The sequence below is a fragment of the Kitasatospora sp. NPDC058406 genome, assembly GCF_042722765.1.
Taxonomy (GTDB): Bacteria; Actinomycetota; Actinomycetes; order Streptomycetales; family Streptomycetaceae; genus Kitasatospora.
Genome location: NZ_JBHXKE010000324.1, coordinates 1 through 8,419 on the forward strand (window position 1 = coordinate 1; position 8,419 = coordinate 8,419).

The 8,419-nt window shown below is 73.0% G+C and carries 8 protein-coding genes; 7 read left to right on the forward strand and 1 reads right to left on the reverse strand.

What is annotated here, in order from left to right; translation table 11 throughout:
- Positions 1–63 precede the first annotated feature (63 nt).
- Positions 64–660 carry a DUF461 domain-containing protein gene (locus tag ACFWOG_RS37245; protein ID WP_329885602.1) on the reverse strand — a complete coding sequence of 199 codons (597 nt, stop codon included), beginning with the start codon at positions 658–660 and terminating at the stop codon, positions 64–66.
- Positions 661–1,095: 435 nt separating this feature from the next.
- Here ACFWOG_RS37245 and ACFWOG_RS37250 point away from each other — a divergent pair, with 435 nt between their 5' ends.
- The 7 genes from ACFWOG_RS37250 (at position 1,096) to ACFWOG_RS37280 (ending at position 8,327) form a co-directional block, all read left to right on the forward strand.
- A complete protein-coding gene (locus ACFWOG_RS37250; protein ID WP_030244332.1) occupies positions 1,096–1,578 on the forward strand; it encodes a CarD family transcriptional regulator in 483 nt (160 codons plus the stop codon).
- Positions 1,579–1,836: 258 nt separating this feature from the next.
- On the forward strand, positions 1,837–2,586 hold the full coding sequence (ispD, locus tag ACFWOG_RS37255; protein ID WP_329951436.1) for a 2-C-methyl-D-erythritol 4-phosphate cytidylyltransferase: 750 nt from the start codon (positions 1,837–1,839) through the stop codon (positions 2,584–2,586).
- Positions 2,576–3,085, forward strand: a complete 510-nt coding sequence (gene ispF / locus ACFWOG_RS37260; protein WP_329885601.1) for a 2-C-methyl-D-erythritol 2,4-cyclodiphosphate synthase — start codon at positions 2,576–2,578, stop codon at positions 3,083–3,085. Before ispD ends, ispF begins: the two co-directional genes overlap by 11 nt.
- Before the next feature lie 253 nt (positions 3,086–3,338).
- Positions 3,339–3,734 carry a PPOX class F420-dependent oxidoreductase gene (locus ACFWOG_RS37265; RefSeq protein WP_329885600.1) on the forward strand — a complete coding sequence of 132 codons (396 nt, stop codon included), beginning with the start codon at positions 3,339–3,341 and terminating at the stop codon, positions 3,732–3,734.
- Positions 3,735–3,852: 118 nt separating this feature from the next.
- Complete coding sequence (cysS, locus tag ACFWOG_RS37270) at positions 3,853–5,247, forward strand: cysteine--tRNA ligase (RefSeq protein WP_329951387.1); 1,395 nt, start codon at positions 3,853–3,855, stop codon at positions 5,245–5,247.
- A 140-nt stretch (positions 5,248–5,387) separates the two neighbouring features.
- Positions 5,388–6,383, forward strand: coding sequence for a 23S rRNA (guanosine(2251)-2'-O)-methyltransferase RlmB (gene rlmB, locus ACFWOG_RS37275; protein WP_380363877.1), 996 nt, complete (start codon positions 5,388–5,390; stop codon positions 6,381–6,383).
- Positions 6,384–6,569: 186 nt separating this feature from the next.
- A complete protein-coding gene (locus tag ACFWOG_RS37280) occupies positions 6,570–8,327 on the forward strand; it encodes a DoxX family membrane protein (RefSeq protein WP_355406396.1) in 1,758 nt (585 codons plus the stop codon).
- Positions 8,328–8,419: the final 92 nt, after the last annotated feature.

Below are 8,419 nucleotides of genomic sequence, written 5' to 3' on the forward strand. Positions count from 1 at the left end.
CCTCCGGCACTCGCCGGAGGGGCGTTCCCCTTGCCCTGCCCGGGTACGGCCGGGCGCCGTGCCTCAGTGGTGGGCGGCGGACGGGCTGCCCGAGGCGGGGGCGGTCGGGGTGGCGGCCTTCTTGGGCGGCACGGCCCCGGGGGCGGAGGTCGGGCCGAAGCCCTGGTACAGGCCCTTGTTCGGGCTGACCGAGGCCTCCGTCTCGAGCTTCTCGTGGTTCTTGAACGCGAACGCGGTGTTCACGTAGCCGCCCACGCTCAGGCTGGCCGAGGCCACCTTGGCGGACGGGTTGCCCTGACCGCCGAGCAGCACCGCGCCGCCGGGCGGGACGACGATGGTGCTCAGCGGGGCGCCCTTGTCGTCCGCGAAGGTGGCGGTGGCGCCGCTCCCGACGGTGATGGACTGCAGCTCCAGGGCCTCGGCGCCGGTGTTGCTGATGTTCACCGTCACATTGGCGGGGCCGGTGTGCTCGCCGGAGGACTCGTCCCCCGTGACCACGACGATGTTGTTCAGCCGGATGTCGGCGCCCAGGGTCGCGGCCGCGTTGTCGGGCTTGATCTCCAGGGTCTCCGGCGTGTTGCCGGCGGCGCAGGAGGACAACGAGGCGATGGCGAGGGCGGCGATGGCGGCGATGCTGCCGCGTCGAAGGCTGCGGCTCACGGCGGCGGCTTCTCCCTAGGTCACGTGTCGGTAGGTCAGGTCTCGGTCGGTGGATCCGGTCTCAGATTATCGACCTCGCTTATGCCGTCCTCACGGGGTGGTCCCCGTGTCGCGCCCCGGAAGGTTCAGGGGCGTCCGTACGGCCGCACGTCCACGTGTTCAGGTCAACAACGGACCAAGATCGGATCACGATCGGGAAACGGCCCGATAAACGGTGAAAACTCAAGATCCAATCACGGTTTCGAGAGTGTTGCGGCAGGTTTCGGTGAGCGTCGGAACCGCCTCCGACCTGCGGGAAGCCCGCGTCGAACACCGGTCGCAGCACGTCATGGGGGTGCTTGTCAAGCCCCGAGACCGGCCCTGACCTGCGAAAACGCCCTTCGGGTGCGGTGAAAAGCGTGTTATTCTGGAAAGCCACGGAAGGGGTCCTGTCACATGACGTTCAAGGTTGGCGACACGGTGGTCTACCCCCATCACGGGGCTGCGCTGATCGAGGCCATCGAAATTCGCCAGATCAAAGGTGTGGACAAGACCTACCTGGTGCTGAAGGTGCAGCAGGGAGACCTGACGCTCCGCGTGCCCGCCGAGAACGCGGAGTTCGTCGGCGTGCGCGACGTAGTCGGCCAGGAGGGTCTGGACCGGGTCTTCGAGGTGCTTCGCGCACCGTACACCGAAGAGCCGACCAACTGGTCCCGTCGCTACAAGGCGAACCTGGAGAAGCTCGCTTCGGGCGACGTTATCAAGGTCGCCGAGGTTGTGCGCGACCTCTGGCGTCGTGAGCGTGAGCGCGGTCTCTCGGCCGGAGAGAAGCGCATGCTCGCCAAGGCGCGCCAGATCCTCGTCAGCGAGCTCGCGCTGGCGGAGAACACCAACGAGGACAAGGCGGAGACGCTGCTCGACGAGGTGCTCGCCTCGTAGCGGCCGTCCGCTCCACAACGCTCACAGCGCCCGATGCCGGCGCGCCGCTCACCGGACCGATGGCCGGTGGGTGGTGCAGTGGCACTTCGGGCGCTGAGGCGTGTCCGGACGACGCCCCGCACCCGGGCGGCCCGGCCGGCCTCGGGTCTGCATGACCGTTTCTGCTGATTCCGCGGGCGGAGGACGGTGGTGCTTCGGAAGGGGTCCTCGCCCGTCGTGCACGCCATGGCCATACCCACTTCTCCGAAGGAGTGAAACCTGAACGCCACAGCAGCAGTCGCAGCAGCAGTGGTGCCCGCCGCGGGACGCGGCGAGCGGCTGGGGCCCGGTGCCCCGAAAGCCCTGCGTGACCTGGGCGGCGTGCCGCTCCTGGTGCACGCCGTCCGGGCGCTGACCCGCAGCCGCGCGGTCGGCCTGGTCGTGGTCGCGGCGCCCGCCGACGGGGTGGCCGAGGTGGTCGCCCTGCTCGACAGCCACGGGCTGGAGGGCAAGGACATCCGGGTCGTGGCCGGCGGGGAGACCCGCCAGGAGTCCGTCCGGCTGGGCCTGGCCGCCATTCCCGCCGGGGTCGGGATCGTCCTGGTGCACGACGCGGCCCGGCCGCTCGTGCCGGTCGAGGTCGTCGACGCGGTCGCGGCCGCCGTCCGGGCCGGGGCGGAGGCGGTGGTGCCGGCGGTGCCGCTGGCCGACACCGTCAAGCGGGTCGAGCCCGCGCCGGGCGGACCCGAGCCGGTGCTCGACACGCCCGACCGGTCCACCCTGCGCGCGGTCCAGACCCCGCAGGGGTTCCGCCGGGAGACGCTGGCCGAGGTGCACGCCAAGGCGCTGGCCGAGGAGGCCGGGGGCGCGCTGCCGCCGGTCACCGACGACGCCGGCCTGGTGGAGCGGTACGGCGGCCGGGTGGTCGTGGTGCCCGGTCACGAGGAGGCGTTCAAGGTGACCCGCCCGCTGGACCTCGTGCTCGCCGAGGCCGTGCTCGCCCGCAGGAGGGCCTCCGATGGCTACTGAGCCGACCGCCGGCGCCGCCCCGGTGATTCCCCGGGTCGGCATCGGCACCGATGTGCACGCCTTCGAGGCCGGCCGCCCGCTCCGGGTCGCCGGCCTGGAGTGGCCGGGCGCCGAGTACGGCCTGGCCGGGCACTCGGACGCCGACGTGGCCGCGCACGCGGCGTGCGACGCGCTGTTCTCCGCCGCCGGGATCGGCGACCTGGGCGCGCACTTCGGCACCGACCGGCCCGAGTGGGCCGGGGCGTCCGGGGTGACGCTGCTCGGCGAGGCGGCGCGGCTGGTCCGCGCGGCCGGCTTCGAGATCGGCAACGTGGCGATCCAGGTGATCGGTATTCGGCCGAAGATCGGCAAGCGTCGCGAGGAGGCTCAGGCCGCGCTCGCCGCGGCGGTCGGCGCGCCGGTGTCGGTGTCCGGCACGACCACCGACGGACTGGGTCTCACCGGTCGGGCCGAGGGGCTGGCCGCGATCGCCACCGCCCTGGTGTACGAACGCCGTTGACGTTCCCACCGCCCGTTCCGGTGGTGCGCCGCCGGTCCTTCCGGAAGCCTGTCGAGGGCCGGTCCGGTCGCGGATCGGGCGGTGGCGTCACCGGATCGGGGGAACCCGCTCGGGAATAAGCGACGGGTGACGGGTGTTCAGAAGGGCTGCCGGGGGACCGAGTCGCTACCGTTCGGTGCGGGCCCCCGCCGGGCCCGGCCCCGCCCACCGGGCGATCTGTCCACCGCCGTTTGACGAGAAGAACGAGGTCCCGATGGCCGCACATCTCTCCGACCAGGCCAAGACTCTGATCGACGGCAAGAGCTTCGCCGTGATCTCCACGCTCCAGCCGGACGGCAGCCCGCAGTCCTCCGTGGTCTGGGTGAAGCGGGACGGCGACGACATCCTGTTCTCCACCGTCGAGGGGCGCCGCAAGCACCTCAACCTGGTGAAGGACCCGCGCGTCTCGTTGGTGATCAACCCGCCGGAGAACCCGTACACCTACCTGGAGGTGCGCGGCGAGGTCACGCTGACCCGTGAGGGCGGCCGGGAGCTGATCGACGAACTCGGCCTGAAGTACCGCGGCGAGCAGAAGTACACGTACGACGGCCCGGACGACGTTCGGGTGGTCGTCCGGCTGAGTCCGCGGAAGGTGGTCGGCTCGATCTGACCCTCCCGGGAACGGAGGGGGTGCTTCCTCTACGTCACAGAGCGGAAACGGCTCTGCAGCGGTATTGACATTCCAGAATGTCGCGGGGCACCCCCTCCTGCCCACTACGCTTGACGCTGTGAGCATTCGCCTGTACGACACCAGCACCCGCCAGGTACGCGACTTCGTCCCGCTTGTACCGGGTTGTGTCTCGATCTACCTGTGCGGCGCTACCGTCCAGTCGGCGCCACACATCGGGCACATCCGGTCCGGTCTCAACTTCGACATCATGCAGCGGTGGTTCGCCTACCGCGGCTACCAGGTGACGTTCGCCCGCAACGTCACCGACATCGACGACAAGGTGATCGCCAAGGAGCGCGAGCTCGGCACGCCCTGGTGGCAGATCGCCTACGCCAACGAGCGGGCCTTCAACGACGGTTACTCCGCGCTGGGCTGCCTGCCGCCGACCGTCGAGCCACGGGCCACCGGGCACGTCCCCGAGATGATCGAGATGATGCGGGGACTCATCGCGCGCGGGCACGCCTACGCGGCCGAGGGCAACGTCTACTTCGACGTGAAGTCCTTCCCGGGCTACCTCGCGCTCTCCAACCAGAAGCTGGAGAACCTCCAGCAGCCCGAGGGCGAGGGCGAGACCGGCAAGCGGGACCAGCGCGACTTCGCCATGTGGAAGTCGGTCAAGCCCGGCGAACCCAGCTGGGAGACCCCGTGGGGCCGCGGGCGCCCGGGGTGGCACCTGGAGTGCTCCGCGATGGCCCACAAGTACCTGGGCACGGCCTTCGACATCCACGGCGGCGGGCTCGACCTGATCTTCCCGCACCACGAGAACGAGATCGCCCAGTCCAAGGCGTTCGGCGACGACTTCGCCAACTTCTGGGTGCACAACGCGTGGGTCACCATGCGCGGCGAGAAGATGAGCAAGTCGCTCGGCAACTCGGTGCTGGTCTCCGAGATGGTCCGGCGCTGGCGGCCGATCGTGCTCCGCTACTACCTGGCCGCACCGCACTACCGCTCGATGATCGAGTACAGCGACGAGTCGCTGCGCGAGGCCGAGGCCGGGTTCGGCCGGATCGAGGGCTTCATCCAGCGGACCGTCGAGCGCTGCGGAAAGGTCGACGCCGCCCCCGAGGTGCCGCCGGCCTTCGCCGAGGCGATGGACGACGACCTGGGCGTGCCCCAGGCGCTGGCCATCGTGCACACCGCCGTCCGCCAGGGCAACAGCGCCCTCACCGCGGACGACAAGGAGAACGCGGTGGCGCGATTGGCCGAGGTCCGTGCGATGCTCGGTGTACTGGGACTCGACCCGCTCGACCCGCACTGGGCCGGGGCGGAGCGCGGCGAGGACCTGCACGGCGTCGTCGACTCGCTGGTCCACCTGGTCCTGGAGCAGCGGCAGGCGGCCCGGGCCCGCAAGGACTTTGCCACCGCGGACGCCATCCGCGACCAGCTCGGGCTGGCCGGACTGGCCATCGAGGACACCCCGTCCGGCCCGCGCTGGACGATCAACAACCAGTAACCCCCGGGCGACCGAGGGGTGAGGTGGGGCCGTACCTGACCGGTGCGGCCCTCCCGCATGACGGAGCGCATGCCGTCGGCCCCCACCGGCTTCCGCCGGAGGGGCCGGCCATGCCGGACAGACAGACAGGAAGTACAGCCATGGCCGGCAACAGCCAGCGCAGGAACCGCCGCAACCCCGGGTCGAAGAAGGGCGCGAACGTCGGTACCGGCGGCCACAGCCGGAAGGCGCTCCAGGGCAAGGGCCCGACCCCGCCCGGCGCCGAACGCAAGGGTCACCCCAAGCAGCGGGCCGCCAACGCCGCGATCAAGCGCGAGCGGGACGCCAAGGCCCGGGCCGGCATGCGCCGCGCCGGTGGCGGCGGTCGCGGCGGTCGCGGCGGCGCCGGTGCCGCGGAGCTGGTGGTCGGCCGCAACTCGGTGGTCGAGGCGCTGCAGGGCGGCGTGCCGGCGACCGCGCTGTACGTCATGCAGTTCATCGACACCGACGACCGGGTCCGCGACGCCTTCCAGGCCGCCAACGACCGGGGCATCCCGCTGATGGAGGCCCCGCGCCCGCAGCTGGACCAGATGACCGGCGGCCTGAACCACCAGGGCCTGGTCCTCCAGGTCCCGCCGTACGAGTACGCGCACCCGGAGGACCTGCTGGCCGAGGCCGCGGAGGCCGCCCAGGACGCGCTGATCGTGGCGCTGGACGGCGTCACCGACTCCCGCAACCTGGGCGCCGTGGTCCGTTCCGCCGCCGCCTTCGGCGCGCACGGCGTGGTCATCCCCGAGCGCCGGGCGGCCGGTATGACCGCCGGTGCGTGGAAGACCTCCTCGGGTGCGGCCGCGCGGCTGCCCGTCGCCCGTGCCACCAACCTGACCCGGACGCTGGAGGGCTACCAGAAGGCGGGCCTGCTGGTGGTCGGCCTGGCTGCCGACGGCGAGGCCGAGATCGGGGACCTGGAGGCGCTGACCGGGCCCGTCGTGATCGTCGCGGGCAGCGAGGGCAAGGGCCTGTCCCGGCTGGTCTCGGAGACCTGCGACCTGCTGGTGCGGATCCCGATGTCCGGGCTCACCGAGTCGCTGAACGCCGGTGTCGCGGCGAGCGTCGTGCTGTACGAGGCGGCGCGGCTCCGCTCCAAGGTCGGCTGACCGGAAGGCACACGCGGGGCGCGCGGCGCAAGGGGTTCTCCGGAATTCCCCGTCGTCCGTCCGCAAGACGAGTGAAAGCGATCGGGCCCGACCGGGCCCGATCGCTTTTCTCATGATCACTTCAAGGGGGCTCCCGATATCCACCCGGGAGAGTGTCCTAACCGGGCGTCACCCGGTTAGACGGGTGTGGACACCAGAACACCTCGGCGCCCCCTCCTGGGCGGCGGCAGCACCGGGATAGAGGCCGAACCCGGCCTCACCACCGTCAAGGTGCCGTCCGACCCGGCGCGCCTCAGCAGCACCCAGGCGAGCTTCCGGCTCAATCTCGGCACCCCGGTGGCGCCACTGATCGAGGCTCCGGCCGGACTGCTGTCCACCGGCGCCGCGTTCGGCGACCCCTACGCCACCCAGGGACTGATCCGCCGTTCGCCGGTCACCCCGCAGGTCGTCGTGCCCGCCTCCACGGTCTCGGCGCTCACCGGCGGGGCCGGCGGGCCGCGCCGCAAGGGCCGCGTCACACCGGTCACCTGGACCGGCGAGGCGCGGCCGGGCGACGTCGCCGCCACCCAGTTGCTGGAGGCCGTCCGGCTGGGCGGAGTCCCGGCACCGGCCGGTGCCGGCGGGCGCGGCTCCCTGGCGGACGACGACACCCGGCTGATCCCGCCGTACGGCGGCTCCCGGACGGTCCCGCGCCAACCGCGCGAGGGAGCCGGCACGGCCACCGAGGCCGGCGTCGGGCCGGTCGGCGCGCCCCAGGGCTGGACGCCCAGCGGCGAGCTGCCGGAGGTCTCCGCCGCCGGGGCGGAGGGCAGGCAGCCCTGGTACCCCGGCCGCCGGGTCGACCTCGGTCTGGTGCTGCTGCCCCTGCGCGCGGTGCTCGGCGCGCTCTCCGTCTACGCCGGGTTCAGCAAGCTCTGCGACCCGGTGTACTTCGACGGCGGCGAGCGCGGATCGATGATGCGCTGGCTCTCCTCGCTGCACCCCTGGAAGGTCGCCGATCCGCTGCTGGCCTTCGCCATGGCGCACCCGGTCGGCTCCGGCCTGGTGGTGTCCTTCACCGAGATCGTGGTCGGCGTGCTGACCGTCCTCGGCCTCTGGCAGCGGCTCGCGGCCGGTGCGGCGATGGTCCTCTCCGCCGCGCTGCTGTTCACGGTCAGCTGGCGGGCCGTCCCGGTCTACGACACCCCCGACCTGATCTTCCTGGCGGCGTGGAGCCCGCTGCTGATCGCCGGCGCGCCGTTCGGCTCGCTGGACGGGCGGCTCAACCTGGAGGCCTGGCGGCGGTACGGTGCCGACGCCCCGGCCGCGCTGCGCCGCCGGGTGGTGCGGCGCGGTGCGGTGGTCACCGCAGTGGTGGTCGGACTGACCCTGCTGGTCGGCTCGATGCTGGGCGCGGCGGTCCGCACCGGCGCCCGCCCGCACCCGGCGCCGTCCCGGCCGGCCACCGACTACGGCACCCCGGTCTGGCCGAGCGGCGGGCCGTCCGCCGCGCCCGGCGGGAAGGGTCCGTCCACCTCGCCCTCGCCCGCCGCCTCCCGGCCGGCCTCGCCGACCGCCCCGGCGACGTCCGCCCCGCCGTCCGGCGCCCCGACCTCGCCCAGGGCGGCGACGGCCACGCCGAGCGGCAAGGCGAAGTCGGCCAAGCCGGAGAGCGGTGCGGCCAGCCCGGCCGCGCCGGCCGCCTCGGCGCCGCCCGCCGCCCCGGCACCCGCCGGGTCGGCTCCCGCGCCGCGCAGTACGCCGGCCTCGGGCGGCGGCTCGGGGACGGCGTCGAAGCCGAGCCCGAGCAGCGGCGCCGGCACCGGCGGCGCGCCGACCGGCTCGGGTACGGGCAGCGGCTCGGGCTCGGGGCTGCTGGGCGGTGTGCTCGGGAGCGGGCCGCTGTCCGAGCTGGCCGGCGGCGGCGCGCGGAACTCCCGTCCGGGGGCCCCGACGGCCACCTGACGGCCCGGGACGACGACCGGCCGGGTACTCCGTGGGGGAGCACCCGGCCGGTCGTCGTGGGCCGGTGACCCGGCGGGCTGCTGCGGTGGCTC